The 16354-nt window shown below is 38.8% G+C and carries 18 protein-coding genes; 9 read left to right on the top strand and 9 right to left on the bottom strand.

What is annotated here, in order from left to right; translation table 11 throughout:
* Positions 1 to 178 precede the first annotated feature (178 nt).
* The gene (ric, locus tag L1999_RS06225; RefSeq protein WP_235742762.1) at positions 179 to 877 is read left to right on the top strand and encodes an iron-sulfur cluster repair di-iron protein; all 699 of its coding nucleotides are present in this window, start codon (positions 179 to 181) and stop codon (positions 875 to 877) included.
* 68 nt (positions 878 to 945) lie between these two features.
* On the opposite strand, the gene moaA is transcribed toward ric, so the two are convergent.
* Positions 946 to 1962 carry a GTP 3',8-cyclase MoaA gene (gene moaA, locus L1999_RS06220; RefSeq protein WP_235742761.1) on the bottom strand — a complete coding sequence of 339 codons (1017 nt, stop codon included), beginning with the start codon at positions 1960 to 1962 and terminating at the stop codon, positions 946 to 948.
* Positions 1963 to 2298: 336 nt separating this feature from the next.
* Here moaA and L1999_RS06215 point away from each other — a divergent pair, with 336 nt between their 5' ends.
* A complete protein-coding gene (locus L1999_RS06215; RefSeq protein WP_235742760.1) occupies positions 2299 to 2997 on the top strand; it encodes a Crp/Fnr family transcriptional regulator in 699 nt (232 codons plus the stop codon).
* A 50-nt stretch (positions 2998 to 3047) separates the two neighbouring features.
* Here L1999_RS06215 and L1999_RS06210 read toward each other — a convergent pair whose 3' ends face one another.
* The 3 genes from L1999_RS06210 to L1999_RS06200 form a co-directional block, all read right to left on the bottom strand.
* The gene (locus L1999_RS06210) at positions 3048 to 4175 is read right to left on the bottom strand and encodes a TIGR04053 family radical SAM/SPASM domain-containing protein (protein WP_235742759.1); all 1128 of its coding nucleotides are present in this window, start codon (positions 4173 to 4175) and stop codon (positions 3048 to 3050) included.
* 317 nt (positions 4176 to 4492) lie between these two features.
* Positions 4493 to 4831, bottom strand: a complete 339-nt coding sequence (locus L1999_RS06205) for a DsrE family protein (RefSeq protein ID WP_235742758.1) — start codon at positions 4829 to 4831, stop codon at positions 4493 to 4495.
* A 10-nt stretch (positions 4832 to 4841) separates the two neighbouring features.
* Complete coding sequence (locus tag L1999_RS06200; protein ID WP_215040199.1) at positions 4842 to 5150, bottom strand: metal-sulfur cluster assembly factor; 309 nt, start codon at positions 5148 to 5150, stop codon at positions 4842 to 4844.
* 314 nt (positions 5151 to 5464) lie between these two features.
* Here L1999_RS06200 and L1999_RS06195 point away from each other — a divergent pair, with 314 nt between their 5' ends.
* From L1999_RS06195 to L1999_RS06185, 3 genes are all read left to right on the top strand, one after another.
* Positions 5465 to 6274, top strand: coding sequence for a Cof-type HAD-IIB family hydrolase (locus tag L1999_RS06195; RefSeq protein WP_235742757.1), 810 nt, complete (start codon positions 5465 to 5467; stop codon positions 6272 to 6274).
* Positions 6275 to 6395: 121 nt separating this feature from the next.
* Complete coding sequence (locus tag L1999_RS06190) at positions 6396 to 6548, top strand: hypothetical protein (RefSeq protein WP_235742756.1); 153 nt, start codon at positions 6396 to 6398, stop codon at positions 6546 to 6548.
* A gap of 1 nt (position 6549) precedes the next feature.
* On the top strand, positions 6550 to 6735 hold the full coding sequence (locus L1999_RS06185; protein ID WP_235742755.1) for a DUF3813 domain-containing protein: 186 nt from the start codon (positions 6550 to 6552) through the stop codon (positions 6733 to 6735).
* A 62-nt stretch (positions 6736 to 6797) separates the two neighbouring features.
* Here L1999_RS06185 and L1999_RS06180 read toward each other — a convergent pair whose 3' ends face one another.
* Positions 6798 to 7640, bottom strand: a complete 843-nt coding sequence (locus L1999_RS06180) for a YitT family protein (protein ID WP_235742754.1) — start codon at positions 7638 to 7640, stop codon at positions 6798 to 6800.
* Positions 7641 to 7766: 126 nt separating this feature from the next.
* On the opposite strand from L1999_RS06180, the gene L1999_RS06175 reads away from it, so the two are divergent.
* Positions 7767 to 8615 carry a DegV family protein gene (locus L1999_RS06175; RefSeq protein WP_235742753.1) on the top strand — a complete coding sequence of 283 codons (849 nt, stop codon included), beginning with the start codon at positions 7767 to 7769 and terminating at the stop codon, positions 8613 to 8615.
* A gap of 83 nt (positions 8616 to 8698) precedes the next feature.
* Here the strand turns inward: L1999_RS06175 and L1999_RS06170 are convergent, their stop codons facing one another.
* On the bottom strand, positions 8699 to 8830 hold the full coding sequence (locus L1999_RS06170; RefSeq protein ID WP_215040192.1) for a DUF3941 domain-containing protein: 132 nt from the start codon (positions 8828 to 8830) through the stop codon (positions 8699 to 8701).
* A gap of 72 nt (positions 8831 to 8902) precedes the next feature.
* Positions 8903 to 9766 (bottom strand): CvfB family protein, encoded by an 864-nt coding sequence (locus tag L1999_RS06165; protein WP_235742752.1) that lies wholly within the window; start codon positions 9764 to 9766, stop codon positions 8903 to 8905.
* Positions 9767 to 10215: 449 nt separating this feature from the next.
* Between L1999_RS06165 and L1999_RS06160 the strand changes: the two genes are divergently transcribed.
* Both L1999_RS06160 and L1999_RS06155 read left to right on the top strand, forming a co-directional pair.
* On the top strand, positions 10216 to 10707 hold the full coding sequence (locus L1999_RS06160; protein ID WP_235742751.1) for a YajQ family cyclic di-GMP-binding protein: 492 nt from the start codon (positions 10216 to 10218) through the stop codon (positions 10705 to 10707).
* A gap of 152 nt (positions 10708 to 10859) precedes the next feature.
* The gene (locus L1999_RS06155; RefSeq protein ID WP_235742750.1) at positions 10860 to 11732 is read left to right on the top strand and encodes an SDR family oxidoreductase; all 873 of its coding nucleotides are present in this window, start codon (positions 10860 to 10862) and stop codon (positions 11730 to 11732) included.
* A gap of 344 nt (positions 11733 to 12076) precedes the next feature.
* Here the strand turns inward: L1999_RS06155 and L1999_RS06150 are convergent, their stop codons facing one another.
* Positions 12077 to 13582: an alpha-amylase family glycosyl hydrolase gene (locus L1999_RS06150; RefSeq protein ID WP_235742749.1), complete on the bottom strand. Its 1506-nt coding sequence runs from the start codon at positions 13580 to 13582 to the stop codon at positions 12077 to 12079.
* Between the two features lie 126 nt (positions 13583 to 13708).
* Positions 13709 to 15556, bottom strand: coding sequence for an asparagine synthase (glutamine-hydrolyzing) (asnB, locus tag L1999_RS06145; protein WP_235742748.1), 1848 nt, complete (start codon positions 15554 to 15556; stop codon positions 13709 to 13711).
* A 233-nt stretch (positions 15557 to 15789) separates the two neighbouring features.
* Between asnB and L1999_RS06140 the strand changes: the two genes are divergently transcribed.
* Positions 15790 to 16353 (top strand): DUF2777 domain-containing protein, encoded by a 564-nt coding sequence (locus L1999_RS06140; RefSeq protein WP_215040181.1) that lies wholly within the window; start codon positions 15790 to 15792, stop codon positions 16351 to 16353.
* Position 16354 lies beyond the last annotated feature (1 nt).

The following is a 16354-nucleotide window of genomic DNA, read 5'->3' as shown; positions in this document are numbered from 1 at the left end:
TTATAACAGCTAATTTTCATTATAAGTCTACAGAAGACTTACAAACGTATCAAATGTCACAAATTAGACGAAAAAGAAAAAAAATAGCCAATGTGTGATACAGGTCACCTATAGTATTTCATATTTCTATTATGCTTAAGTCATAAATAACTTACCTTATCTTTAGGAGGAAATAATCATGACTTTTACCATAACAGCCGATTCATTAGTTAGAGATATTGTCAACGAACTTCCAAAAGCAAGTGATCTATTTAAGAAAAACAGAATTGATTTTTGCTGTGGGGGAAATATCCCATTATCCCAAGCTGCAGAACAAAACGAGCTAAACCTTGATACTATCATAGAAGAATTAAAAGATGTCTTTGAAAAGTATGAAAACACTGAGAAAAATGTAGATGTGTGGACAGATTCAGACTCCCATACCATTATTAATCATGTGATTACTAATTACCATCGTGTTTCTGAAGAAGAATTAGCAATGCTGAGCCCATATGTTACGAAAGTTTCACGCGTTCACGGTGAACATCATCCAGAACTTATTAAAATGAATGAGCTTTTTTATGAGTTTAAAAAGGAATTACTTGAACATATGGCAAAAGAAGAAGAAATCGTGTTCCCGCTTATTAAGCAGCTTGCCGATGATACGGCCGCTAATCCTGAGGAAGCCATCCAGATGATTGTCGAGCTTGAAAAAGAACATGACCATGCCGGAGAAATTTTAAGACAAATCCGGGCAGTTACTTCTGACTTTGCCCTTCCTGCAGATGCCTGTGGTACCTACCGTTTAGTTTATGCCCGTTTAGAAGCATTGGAAGGCTTAACCTTTATGCATGTGCATCTTGAAAATAATATCTTATTTCCAAGATATTTAAGCTAAATGAAGTCAACCCGCTTACACAGCGGGTTGTTTTTTTGTAAAAAAATAACCCTCTTTTAAAAAGAGAGTTATCCGCCAATATAAGACATTTCAATTTTTTTACGATTTTTATGGGTTTCCGCTGTTCTTTCATCAGAATATCGATCATCCCGGCCGTTCCAAATCGCCGTAATCCGCTCGGTTATTTGCTCATCCGTAGCTCCATTTCTCATGAAATTGCGAATATCATGGCCGTTTCCATTAAACAAACAAGTAAATATTTGTCCATTTGCAGACAGTCTTGAGCGGGTACAGCTGGAACAGAATGACTCTGAAACAGACGTAATAAAACCAACATTAACATCTTTGTCTTTATATTTATAGAGCTTAGCTACTTCGCCAAAGTATGCAGGACCAACGGGTTCAAGTTCGAAATGTTCCTTGAGCAAATGGTAAATTTCCTTTTTGGTTACCACGTCATCCATTTTCCAGCCATTTGTTGAACCCACGTCCATAAATTCAATATAGCGTAATTCCAGGCCATGTTCTTTACAATACTCCGCCATAGGAATAATCTCAGTATCATTTAGCCCCTTTTTGACGACCATATTGATCTTAACTCCAAGGCCAGCCTGCTTGGCAGCCTCAATCCCCTCCAAAACAGGGGCGGTACCTACACCTCTTCCATTAATTTGACCAAACAATTCATCGTTTAATGTATCAAGGCTGACATTTACTCTTTTTAGGCCGGCTTCTTTTAAGTTCTTTGCCAATTTTGGAAGCAGCACTCCATTTGTTGTTAAACCGATATCACTAAGTCCCTCAATCACTGAAAGCTTCTCTACAAGAAGGGGAAGATCCTTTCGAAGCAACGGTTCACCACCAGTTAGCCGTATTTTCTCAACACCTAATCCGACAAAAATCCTCCCTAGGCGTTCAATTTCTTCGTAGGTTAATAAGGCACTTCTCGGGAGAAATTCAAAATCAGGGCCAAATTTCTCCGCAGGCATACAGTACTGACAACGAAAGTTGCAACGATCTATTACCGAAATTCTTAGGTCATGCAAGGGTCTATTTAATTTATCTTTAATAATGGTTTTTTCCATTTATATCAACTCCATTATAGTAAAAGGAAGCTCTATATCATGAGTGTAACAGGTTTATACGAAAAAGGCTGTTACTTTATTCACTATTAAAATACATTTTATCTATTCTAATCTTAACAGATGTTTCTCATTCGATAAATAATTGTTTTGGAATTCCACGATTTCTTAAAAGGGCTCTAATTTACCCAACAAATAAACGTGTTAATAAAACACTTTGAGGTTTTCACTATATTGTCATTGTTTACCCATTTTTATGAACCTCTTATCAGTTAGAATAAGATTAACAAACTAAAATACGAATTCTGACTTGTTTATAAATAATTAGAGGTGAATGAGATGACGTTGACATTGAAACCAACCCATTCAATTGAAATAAAAGAATTACTTACATTTGCAGATCGGAAATTTAAAAGTGAGAGAGGGACTTTTCTTTTTCAAGAAGGAATGGTTGCAGAGGAGTTATATATTATCCTTTCCGGCAAAATCCAAATCAGTAAAATTACTTCCGACGGACGTGAACTTTCCTTAAGAATTTGCGGAGCCAATGATATTTGTGGTGAATTAACCTTATTTACGGATAATCCCAAATACTTATTAAGTGCAAAAGTACTTGAAGAAGGCGAAGTTGTTGCCATTAAAAAAGATATTATTGAAAGTGAGATTTTCCAAAACAGCAAGCTTGCCTTTGAATTCATGAAATGGATGAGTGATCATTTCCGTAAAACGCAAACCAAATTTCGTGATCTTGTCTTAAACGGTAAACGCGGTGCCCTATTTTCAACCTTAATCAGAATGTCCAATAGTTATGGCATCCATAAAGGTCAGGAAATCATCATTGACTTGCCTCTCACCAATCAAGAGCTCGCTAATTTTTGCGGTACATCCCGCGAAAGTACTAATCGAATTCTAAGTGAGTTAAAACGTGATAAAATTATTTCTGTTAAGAAAAGCAAGATAACCATTTTAAATTTGCAATATTTAAAGGACGAAATCGGCTGTGAAAACTGCTCTGCTGTATATTGCAATATTGAATAAGATTTATTTCAAGGCTGTCTCTTTTTTTGGAGGCAGCCTTTGTTTATACGTTATCTTTGTTCCTGTTTTTCTCTTAATGATTTAGGGATATAGACACAGAATGGTTCACTTTCCAGGTAATCACCTGTCATGGCATATGCTCTTGACCTCGAACCCCCGCAAACATAGCGGAACTCACACACACCACATTTCCCTTTAAACCCATCTGGATTTCTTAAATCCTTGAAAATAGGGGATTCCCGATAAATTTCTGCTAATGGTGTTTCTCTGATATTCCCAGCTTTAACTGGTAAAAGCCCACTTGGATAGACATCACCTATATGTGATATAAATACAAAGCCGTTTCCATCATTAACGCCTTTAGGGGCGCGTCCAAGTCCATCAATGGAACCTGTTAAACCTTTTTCAGTCAGGGCAGTCAAATAGTCAATTTCATTTGTTTGTTTATGCGCTTCACGCATTTTTTGCTGAATTACAACTCGGCGGTAATGCATAGCCTCAGTTGTTTTAATATCGAAAGAAACACGTTTGCTTAGGTCATACAGCCATCTCAATACCTTTTCATGAAGGGCAGGTGATATCATGTCGGTCACTTGCCCTCGGCCTGTTGGTACTAAGAAAAAGACGCTCCAAAGCACACATTTCAAATCTTCGACCATTTTAGCCATTTCCTCCAGAAAATCAACGTTATATCTAGATATGACTGTATTAATCTGAATTGGAATTTCCAGTTCATGCAAGTACTTAATTCGTTCCATTGTTAAGTCGAATGAACCGGCCGTTCCGCGAAAATGGTCATGAATCTCAGCAGTAGGTCCATCAATACTAAAGGCCCATCGTGATAGTCCTACCTCTTTCGCTTTTTCGATTGCTTCTTTTGTTACGTTTGGTGTGGCGCTTGGAGTCATGGATACCCGGACTCCCTTTTCGACTGCATATTTAGCAATATCAAAGATATCCTCTCTCATTAAAGGGTCTCCGCCTGTAAAGACCAAGATAGGATTATTCATATCATATATTTGATCAATCAAATTTTTACCTTCATCAAATGTTAGTTCACGCGGGTCACGAGTATATTGGGCATCCGCGCGGCAATGCAAACATTTTAGCTGGCATGCTCGAGTTAATTCCCAAATCACAATAAACGGATCTTTATTAAAGTCTCGATTAAAAGACATTGAAACGCCTCCCCAATCTGCTATTTCATTTTAAACAGCTTGATTATCTGTATTATAATGTTGTTTATATTTAAAAAAAGTGAACTATCTCACATGAGGCAAATGATATGTGTATCTTTTGTGACGAAAATTAACTTGCGGTTAACAGTATCAACCATTCTGATCGGCAATTTCCAGCTACGCTTGTCTAAATGAGCCTAACTAAGGACTTCTTCCAGTTAATTTAATCTATATAAACCAGTAGAAAAACAAAAAAACACACGATATATTCCTATAGAATACCGTGTGTTTTCCTACCCACTATATTTTTCTGCTGTTTAAGATAAAGTTAGCACATCATACTTGGAAGCTAAATCTACAAAGTCTGCCATACTACTTATTTTTCCGACCACCAAACGTTCCGCTGCCTCATAGTGGTCAGCACAAGTTTTACAGGCTAAAATATCGACACCTTTTTCCTCTAGTTCCTGCAAATGGACGGAAACAAATGAATCCTCTGTCATCGTTAGCACACCGCTGTTCATACAAAAGACAGCCACAGGAAGTTCTTCCTTTTGCTTAAGAAGCGTGAAAAAAGTTTCCAAAATATTTTCACCAAGTGATTGGTCTCCCCTACCAAGCTGATTGGAACTCACCAAAATAACTTTATTTTTCATAATTATACCCTTACCGGATTCCCAAGGCGATTTTTGCATAGCGTGACATCATATCTTTGTTCCAAGGCGGGTTCCAAACAATATTAACATCCGTATCTTTAATCTCAGGGATATCTGCCAGAGCACGTTTTACTTGGTCAACTATGGTACCTGCCAACGGGCACCCCATCGCTGTAAGGGTCATGTTAATTGTGACTAGTCCCTCTTCATTCATATCAACATCATAAACTAACCCTAAATTAACAATATCTACCCCCAATTCTGGGTCGATAACAAGCTCTAATGCGCCCATTATATTGTCTTTTAACTCTTCATTCATATAATAACACTCCTTTTGGACTTATTTTTTGTTACACACTTAAAACTACCTTGCACTGCTTTTGGCTGGTCTATTCACTTGTGGTAAACTTTAACCAAAAGCAATTATGTAAACAAGTATATCGTTTTTTACGATTAGCTGGTGTGAATTTTTTTACACCTTAGCTAAAAAATTGTTAACATAGTAGATATGGGAATATTCAGGTTGGTTTACCTATGAAATACAACCATTCCTTAATGGTAGTGTATCATGTAGACAAGCTTTTTTCTAAAGCAATGCATTTTTTTGATTAAATAAACAAAGTAGGTGTCCATGTGGCGGAGAAACATTTAATTGCATTAGACTTAGATGGGACATTATTAAAAGATGATAAAACCATTTCTTCTAGAAATAAGGCTGTTATTGAAAAAGCAAAAACAGAAGGCCATATCGTGATGATTGCTACAGGAAGGCCATACCGCTCTAGTGAAATGTATTACCGAGAATTGGAATTAGATACCCCAATAGTTAATTTTAATGGAGCATTTACGCACCATCCGCTCGACCAAAATTGGGGTTTTTATCATGAGCCGCTTGATGTTAAGGTAGCTAAAGACATTGTAGAGGCTTGTAGAAGTTTTCAATTTCACAATATTATTGCTGAGGTAATGGATGATATTTATTTCCATTATCATGATGAGAAGTTATTAGAGCTGTTTAGCTATGGTAATCCCCGAATCACTACAGGCGATTTGGCGAACTATTTAACAGCTTCACCGACAAGTTTACTTATTCATACGGAAGAAGACCAATTGAAAAAAATCCGTGCCCACTTATCTGAGATTCACGCTGAGGTTATTGAACAGCGCAGTTGGGCTGCACCCTGGCATGTAATTGAAATTATTAGAAGTGGTTTAAATAAGGCAGTTGGGTTAAAAAAAGCAGCCGACTACTACGGAATTCCTGCGGAGAGAATAGTTGCATTTGGTGACGAGGACAATGATTTAGAGATGCTTGAATATGCTGGTCACGGGATTGCGATGGGAAATGCCATCGACCAAGTAAAAAATATTGCTAAAGGAGTTACCTTCAGTAACGAGGAAGACGGTGTTGGTGAATACTTAGCCGATTTGTTAAATTTATAAGAAAAAAAATTCAAATTTCCGCCATAGTTTACCTAAATGAACCGGCGAATAGATGTGCATACTAGTTTTGAGGCAGCAAAGCTGTTTCAATCTTAGCTTTGAGCATATTGGAGGGATTCGAATGGGTAAACGAAACAAATCAAAACGCTTTGTCCAACAAGGGGCCGATACGGTCAGCAAACATGCTGAACGTATTCCTTATCACATGACCTATGCTGAGGCGGAAGCTCAGAAGATGGCCAATGTGCATGAATCCTCGCTTGGAGGAATATAACATGGGAAACCAATTGTTCCAGGAAGCCAGACGATTTGTGGAGATGGCACAATCCGCCAGCCCTGCTGACCTTGATTCTGCTGTTGCAAAAGCAAAGAATGCTCTTAGTTCTGCCTATGCCAATTCAACAGTAGCAGAACAAGCCCAGCTCCAACAAATGCAACAAGAGCTAGATCAGATTAAATAGTAAGAAAAAGCGTCCATTTTAGTGCTGTACCTGGCACTAAAATGGACGCTTGCTCTTTTGAATTATTCTCTCCGAAAAAAACCATAAACCCCTGTCGTTTGCACAATGTTTGTAAAGGCATTAGGATCGACCTCCTGAATGATTCTTTCTAAATCAAACAGTTCATATCGAGTTATCACAATCATCAGCATCTCTCTTGTTTCATTCGAAAAGGCTCCCTTCGCCGGGATCATCGTAATTCCTCTTACAAGAGAAGCATGAATGGCCTTTTTCATTTCATCTGCCTTTTTTGTAATGATCATTGCCGTTAGCTTGGCATGTCTAGTATGGATGGCATCTATTACCCTGGTGGAAGTATATAAAGTAACAAGAGTATAGAGTGCTTTTTCCCAGCCATAAAGGAAACCAGCCGTGATAATGATAATCCCATTTAGGACAAACATATAGGGACCAACGGGTTTGTCTTTCATCCGGGAAAGAACCATAGCTATAATGTCAACTCCGCCTGTGGAGGCACCCCATTTTAACGTGATCCCTACCCCAATTGCCAGAATCACTCCGCCAAATACAGCATTAAGTAAAATATCATGTGAAACTTGTTTAATGGGAATCATCGAGAGAAATAAGGAAGTAAGTAAAACACTCAAAAAACTGTAAACGGTAAATGATTTTCCGACCTTTTTCCAACCGAGAATCGCAACCGGAATATTTAAAATTAACAATAAAAAACCCATCGAAACATTGATAGCAGTATAATCACTTAATACCTTTGAGAGTAATTGAGCAACACCAGTAAAACCGCTGGAATAAACATTCGCTGGTATTAGAAATAAATTCATGGCGAGTGCATTTATTAATGCACCAGCGATTACAATCACGACTTTTTTAGTTTGGAGCCAAAGCAATAGAATTCCCCCTTAACTTTAAAATTTAGCTATAATGACTTCTCCATTTAGAAATTGTAATTTTAAGATGAAACCGATAAACTTAAAAGTAAATGAACTATATGATTGGAAAGCAGGTGTACATTTATGACAGTAAAAATACTTGCTGACAGTGCATGTGATTTACCGTTAAATTTTTATAATGAAAATAATGTTGTATTATTCCCATTAAAGGTACAAATTAATGACCAAGATTATGAAGATGTAAAAACAATTGATCCCAAAACGGTTTATGATACGATCAGGAGCGGGGTTGTTCCAAAAACCTCTCAGGTTTCTCCCCTTTTATTTGAAGAAGTTTTTACAGAAATGGCTGAGAAGAATGAAGAGGGCATTTACATCGCTTTTTCCTCCGAGTTATCCGGTACCTATTCAACCGCTGTTATGATTCTTGACCAAGTTAAGGAAAAATATCCAGACTTTCAATTAACGATTGTTGATACAAAGTGTGCATCGCTTGGAGCAGGTCTGGTTGTTATGGAAGCAGCTAAGCTTTCACTGCAAAATGCGACAAAAGAGGAAATTTTAGCGGATGTAAGTAAAAGGTGTAAACATATGGAGCATATTTTTACAGTTGAGGATTTAGATTACTTAGCAAAAGGAGGCAGGGTTTCTAAGGCTTCTGCTTTTCTTGGCGGTTTGCTTAATATTAAACCGATTCTAAATATGGAAGAAGGAAAACTTGTTCCGATTGAGAAAATAAGAGGGCAAAAGAAAGTATTCCGCCGGATTATTGAAATTATGAAGGAACGCGGTTCCCGCTTGGATGAGCAAATCATTGGAATAAGTCATGCAGATACAGAAGCAACTGCGCTAGAAGTAAAAGAGATGATTATGAATGAATTCCATCCCAAAGAAGTCTATATCTCCTCGATCGGCTCAGCAATTGGATCCCACACAGGTCCTGGTACGATTTCTATTTTCTTTTTACATTAATATAATTTGAAAAAAGAGCGGGATTTCCCGCTCTTTCGTTGTCTAGCTGCAACGCCTAGGTTGTTCAAAGCGCTGCAGCTTTCTTATTTGTGATCTGTTTTCTTTGAGTATTGATTTTTTCCTGCTTGGCGATTTTTTTCACGAAGCATATTTTTTTCATGTCGTAATGCATTATTGTCTTGTGCTTTTTTATCATTATCAGAAGTGTGCGGCATATCCATACTCCTTTCTATATTTCATGCAAGACTTATTGTCTGTCATTTCGAAAAAGAGTATGTAAGCAACCTTTAATCTTTTTTTTCATAGGTCCAGCTGCCTTCCTGATAGACCTTTCCTTCTTTGATTAGTTTTCCTAATGCCCGCTTAAAAGCCCCTTTACTTAAGCCGAAGCGTTCTTGGATATCCTCAGGCATACTTTTATCATTATAAGGCATCGCTCCATTACGACTCATCAAATATTCGTAGATTTTCTCTGCATCTGTATCTTGGGACTCTTCTTTTCGTGCAAGTAATGAGACATTGATCGTTCCATCCTCCTTAACGTCAATGATCCGACCTTCAACCTTTTGACCTAACCGAGGTTCAACTTTGCGCTGAGATTCATGGATAAATCCTTTAAAGCCCTCAATTGTGTAAACCCAGCTTCCGACCTTGGCGGTTCGATAAATATGCCCTTGTATATTCTTGTTAAAATCCTTTCTCGTTGCTTCAATCGAGATGGATTGGATTACTTGGTCGCTTGCCAGCCGGGCATACAACAAGTTACTGCGATTCACCCTCAAAGTAATATAAACCATGTCACCAACCTTCGGCCAAACGGATTGATGTGCAGGGAGGTCGTCTGCACCTAACAAAATATCCTTTGGAAGACCGATGTTTAAAAACACACCAATTTTTGGATTTGTATCTGTCACTTTGACCCAAGCATAGGTTCCGACCGAAACCTCTGGTATGGTCATGGAAGCCGAGATTCTTCCTTGAGAATCGGTAAATAGAAAGACCTCCACTTCTTCCCCTTCCACTAGTTCTTGCTGCGCCTGGTTTTTATGCAATAAAACATCCTCATTACCATCTGATAAAAAATAACCAAAGTCTGCAATTCGGGCTACGTTTAATGTAGTAGACTGACCAATCAATTCTGTTAAAGACATCTATTCTAACTCCTTTTTTCTATATTAAGGCGCTCTCGCTTTCCTCTTGTCAGCTTCAGCGCTTCGACTTTTCTTACTGTCTAGCTGCAGTGCCTAGGTGCTTTCGCTTTTCTGACTGTCTAGCTGCAGCGCCTAGGGGCTCGGGGTCATAAGCATATCCAGTTGCGGCTCCTTGGGACTCGAGTCATAAGCCACCCCCAGAAGAAGGCAAAAAGCGCCTTCTTGCAAGGTTTGTCTTATGCCTTCGTCCCAGGACAGTCGCCTCCACCTTTAGGTCAATCCGGCGAAAAGGTTAAAGAACAACCTTCCCGCCGGCTCGTCTTATGCCTGTCGCCCCTGTTCAAGGCGCTTTCGCTTTTCTTACTTGTTTGAACTGATTTATTTTACTATAATGTACCCGTAAAGGGAAACTTTAGCAGATAATGTATCAATTAATTGGAGGGATGGCTATGTCTAAAGACAGCTCATTTGATATTGTATCCAAAGTAGACTTTTCTGAAGTCACCAATGCAATCACTCAAACGATGAAAGAAATTGGAACACGCTATGATTTTAAGGGCAGTAAAAGTGAAGTATCACTTGATAAAGAAGAACTTGTTCTTGTTTCAGATGACGAATATAAAATGGACCAATTAAAGGATGTCTTATTTAGTAAATTAATTAAACGAGGTGTGCCTGTTAAAAATTTAGACTACGGTAAAATCGAAAAAGCATCTGGTGGCACAGTGCGCCAACGGGCAAAACTTGCCCAAGGAATAGATAAGGAAAACGCTAAAAAAATTAATACCATTATTAAAAATAGTGGGGTGAAGGTAAAGAGCCAGGTACAGGACGATCAAGTCCGAGTAACCGGAAAAAGCCGTGACGATCTGCAAAAAATTATTTCCTTAGTACGTGAAGCAGATCTTAGTGTTGATGTTCAATTTATAAATTATCGATAATAGAAACTCGGGGAGTATGGAGTTTTACTGCTCATTGTGGCGGGTAATATTAAAGGCGTAAGGAAAAGTCATCCTTCGCCTTTTTATTTTGGTCATGAATTTGACTCTTTTTTCTCACACTAACAGTGAATAGACATTGGGAGGTTAAGAAAATGAGTAATAATCAAAATCAACAAAAAAGCACCTTTCCGCCACAGCATCAGAATCATCAGCCTGGAGTAGAAAGTGAAATGAATCCTCGTCCACTCTCAGTAGATCCACATTATAAACCGGGCGGAAAACTTGCAGGTAAAACAGCGATAATTACGGGAGGCGACAGCGGCATAGGCAAATCCGTTGCGATTTATTTTGCAAAGGAAGGAGCTGATATCGCAATTGTTTATTTAAACGAACACCAGGATGCTGAGGAAACAAAACAGCTTATTGAAGCAGAAGGCCGCAAATGTCTCCTGTTTTCCGGCGATATTGGTTCCGAAGATATCTGTAAAGATATTGTGAGCAAGACGATCAACGAATTTCAAAAACTTGATATTCTTGTCAACAATGCTGCAGAGCAGCATCCACAAAAAAGCTTATTAGATATTACATCATCACAGTTGGAAAAAACTTTCCGTACTAATATTTTTTCCTTCTTTTACATGACCAAAATGGCGCTGCCTCATTTAAAAAAGGGAGCATCGATCATTAATACGGCTTCCATCACAGCCTATCATGGAAACGAACAATTATTAGACTATTCTGCAACGAAAGGAGCAATTGTCTCCTTTACACGTTCATTGGCGATGTCGCTGGCAAAACAAGGGATCCGCGTGAACGGTGTCGCTCCAGGTCCAATTTGGACGCCATTGATCCCGTCAACGTTCCCAGAGGATCAAGTAGAAAAATTCGGTGCAGATACACCGCTAGGGAGAGCTGGACAGCCGCATGAACTCGCACCGAGTTACGTATACCTGGCCTCTGATGACTCCTCTTATGTAAGTGGGCAAATGATCCATGTTAATGGTGGTACTATTGTAAATGGTTAAGAAAAAAAGCGTAAGCGCCCTGGTCAGCGGCGTATGGCCTGGAGTGCTCCAACTGAGATAAAGGAAGTCGAAAAGCGGAGGCGCCTTGATCAGGGGCGACAGGCATAAGACGAGCCGGCGAGAAGGCTGCCCTTTAGCCTTCTTGACGGATTGGCTTGTGACCCCGAGCCCCTAGGCGCCGGAGCTAGACAACACGAAGATCGTTAGCGATTCGATGTTGACTTATCGTAGGGCGGAGCGCGAAGGACACTAGCCGCTAGGGCGCTGGAGCTGGACAATTTTCAAAGTCAATTTCATACTTTCTTGATCTAAAAAATCGGCGGAGATGTCTCCGCCGATTTTAACTAGTTTACTTTCGCTTTTCTCCCACGCTTAATAACCAATAAAAGGAAAATCAAAGATAAGACCCCCACTCCAACTAAAGCCGCAATAAAGGTAAAGTTAATGCCGCTTTTTTCAGTAAGGACATAGATTTCCGAATTATCCCGGTCTACTATAAGGATGTAGTCATTCTTGTGACTGCGGACTATATCCCCGGCAAGTAAACCACGAAGTTCCTTATCAGCAGCTAATTGCTTGTCCGTTAAAATCACCTTTTGTGATTTTGTGGAATTATTAATTGCAATAATCGAAGTTTCGCCCTTATAAATGCGCTTATAAACAACCATCCCGCCTTTATCATAGAGCATTTCCATGGTCCCTCTTGTTAAAGAAGGCAGCTTATTTCTTAACTCGGAAATTTTGGTGGTATAGTCAATCAGGTCCTTCTCAGTCCGGAAATTCATTTGCCTGCGATTATCAGGAGTTTTTCCACCATTTAAGGCTATGTCCGTTCCATAATAATAAATCGGTATACCTGGGGTTGTATATAGATATGTCAACGCAGTTTTCCACCGAGAACCTGGAAATTGTCGTTTCTCCACGATATCAGCCGTAAATCTTGCTGTATACTCATTATCAAAAAAGTTCGCCATTAATTCTGGTTTTCCATTGTGATTTGAAGATACGTCCAAATCAGAAAAGGATTGGTTTGTGGTGGCAAACGCCTTTCTCATATTCTTACTTTTCGCATTATCGAATACGCTGTCGATTCCTGCGTTCTGATACTTAGCTACATCTATTGCCGCATTATCCTGCGGGACACCCATTAAGAAGAAATCCTTCTTCACTTTCTTAACGGCTTTTGAAAAATCAGTCCAGAAACTTAATGGAACTTGATTGACTTCGGGCAGGCTATACCCGTCGATATCCGTTTTGGTAATCCACCATTTGGCGGCATCTATCAGATATTTATTTACTTCAGGGTTGTCCTGATTAAGGTCAGGCAAACCATCTACCCAGCCATTCGTTCCTTCATCATTTTCCTGATTGGGGTGATACCAATTCTTTTTGGCAGGATCACTTACCCACGGATGATCCGCAGCGGTATTATTAGCCACAAAATCAATAATAACTCTCATTTTTCGCTTATGAGCTTCTTTTACAAGCTCCTGAAAAGTCTTGATTGTGCCAAAATGCTCATCGGTTTTATAAAAGTCCTTTACCCAATAACCATGGTACCCATTTTGTGTATTATCAAAGATTGGAGTTAACCGAATGGCTGTAAAGCCCATATCATGTATGTAATCTAATTTGTCAATGATCCCCTGAAAATCACCGCCATTGTACGCTAAGGGGTTTTTCGCGTCTACATTAAGATCATTTTTTATATTTCCATCATTAAAACGGTCCACCATAAGCGAGTAAATGGATTCATCCTGCCATAAGCGGTTTTCCTTTTTTATTTCCGCATGAGCAGGAAGGCTTGAGCAAAGTAAAAAGGTTAATAATAATAACGTTATTTTTTTCACGGCATTTTCCTCCTTAAAAAAGGAAGAGGAAAGGTTCCCTCTTCCACTAAATATTTTAATCTAATCCTGCCTTTATTCCAAATTTTAATAATAATTTTTAAATAATCTTTCTTGAAATTGAAAGGCCTAATTTACGATATTAATATTATAGTTCTTAAACCATGTATGGAACTGAACAAGATAGGCTAACAATTGCGGACCTGTCATTAGCTGGCCGAACCAAGGCTCCTTAAATGAATCCCCGCCGGTCTCCACAATGCTTTGAAGCTGTTCCTTTTGGAAAAACTCATGCAATATCGAAGATTTATCCTGTAAGATGGTACCCATCCATTTTTGTATAGCGGCAGTATATTCAGGATTATGTGTTTTTGGATATGGACTTTTCTTCCGATAAAGGACTTCTTCAGGCAGAATTCCTTCAAAAGCTTTGCGGAGAAGTCCTTTTTCTCTGCCTCGATACATTTTCATATCCCATGGGATATTCCACAGATATTCTACAAGACGATGGTCGGCAAATGGTACCCGGACCTCAAGGCTGGCCCCCATACTCATTCTATCTTTTCGATCAAGTAAGGTCGTCATAAACCAGGTCATATTAATATAGAATAATTCTCTCCGCTTTGCTTCTTCCATGCTTTCGCCTTCGAATTTTGGAGCTTCAGCTATGGCCTGTTGATACTGATTCATAGAAAATTCACTTAATTTTAATTGATCCCGCCAATACGGCTTCAGAAGATTTTGCCGCTCGTTAACGGAACGCATCCAAGGAAAACCTGGCCGCTCTAAATCCTGTTTACGATGAAACCACGGATATCCACCGAAAATCTCATCTGCACATTCTCCAGACAAACTAACAACAAAATCCTTTTTAATTTCTTTACAAAACCAAAGCAGCGAGGAATCCACATCCGCCATTCCAGGAAAATCTCGAACAGCAGTGGCCTCTACCAGGTCATGAACTAATTGTTCTTGTGAGATGGTTTTGTTGTGATGCTGGGTAGCAAACTTTTCCGTCATCATTTGAATGAATGTTCCATCTGCATCTGGCTGGAATTCATTCGAAGTGAAATGCAGGTCATTTCCTTCATAATCAATCGAATAAGTATGAAGCTGCCCCTTTCCCTGATCTGCAAATCCTTTCGCAGCAATCGCTGTGATAATACTGGAATCAAGGCCGCCCGATAAAAAGGTACACAATGGTACGTCGGAAACCAGCTGTCTTGTTACTGCGTCCGTAACTAAGTATCGTACCTTTTCGGCTGTTTCCTCCACATTTTCCTTATGTTCCTCACTCTTTACATTCCAATAACGCCAAACCTTTAAGCCGTTTCGTGACAAAGTTAAAGCATGGGCAGGCCGCAGTTCTTGCATCCCTTTGAAAATACCAGATCCTGGTGTTCTAGAAGGACCTACTCCAAGGACCTCTGCCAGCCCCTCATGAGTGATCTCTGTTTTGATTTCTGGATGAGCTAGAATAGCCTTAATTTCTGATGCAAAGATAATCCCTTTTTGATGTTCTGTAAAGAATAATGGTTTGACGCCAAGACGGTCTCGTCCGATAAAGAGCTGTTCTCTTTTTGGATCCCAAATAGCAAAAGCAAAGATTCCATTTAAATGATTGACGCACTCTTCCGCCCATTCTATATAGGCAGTTAACAGTACTTCTGTATCAGAATGACCTTTAAAAGAATATCCTTTAGTAAGAAGGATTTTGCGAAGATCTTCAGTGTTATATAATTCTCCATTGTAGCAAATGGTGTAATCAAAACCCTCTTTGTGTTTGGTCATTGGCTGTCTTCCACCTTCAGGGTCAACCACAATCAGTCTTTTATGACCAAAGCAGGCGTGTGTATCCTGCCAGGTATTTGTTTCATCTGGACCTCTTTTTGCCAATGTATTCGCCATTTTCACAAGTGTTTCCGTTTCGTTTTTTATTACTTTATTAAAATTAACCCATCCTGAGATTCCGCACATTCGCATCTCACTCCCTTACAAATAAATAACTGAACAGGTATTACATGCTCTATACTATTCAGCCCAGATTAAATGGTTAATTGTCCTAAATAGAATGATACAAATGCTACATGGAACACGGATTCTTCTGGATAAAATTTTTTATACTTAAGATTTCAAAAATAACCTGGTTATAAAAAGGCACGAAGATGTCAAAAAAGAAAAATGAAAGCAACTGTGTACGGAGGTTAGAGATGAATCGACAACAACGATTAAAACTATATGATTTTCAACAAAGAGCATACAATGTAGGGACCGTTGAACAAATAAATGATCAATGGATTTTTTTCGATGAGGAAACAGAAGAAGCCACGATGTTAGATGATTTTGTTCATCAAGAAATTGAGGTTTTCCGGCTGAATCGTTGGAAGAAAGGGATAGTGGGTGAACCCGGAAAGATTCATTGTGGGAAGGAAGCGATTATGCTTCGTGATCACGATACGATTAGAATGAAAAAACATTTAATTTATTCTCTTGAGCGCCTTTTGGATGGAGTGAATGATGACGCCTTTTTCCAGTTTGTTACAACATTAAATTCATTAAATTTTTCCATTTATGACTGCATCTACTGTTATAACCATTTATCCTTCTTATCGGACGAAAATCGAAAAGATGGCGTGAATTTTATGGTATTTGATAATCAAGAACAAATTTGTAACGTACAACATCATTTTTGCTACTTTGAAAAAGTCAATGATCGGTTTGAATTCACGTTAAACACTGGGAAACGGTTAGTTATAGAAAAAATGATTTCATAAA

Source organism: Neobacillus drentensis (assembly GCF_021560175.1).
GTDB classification, from domain to species: domain Bacteria; phylum Bacillota; class Bacilli; order Bacillales; family Cytobacillaceae; genus Neobacillus; species Neobacillus drentensis_A.
Note: the sequence above shows the minus strand (reverse complement) of the source record. Positions and strands in the feature narration are given on the sequence as shown.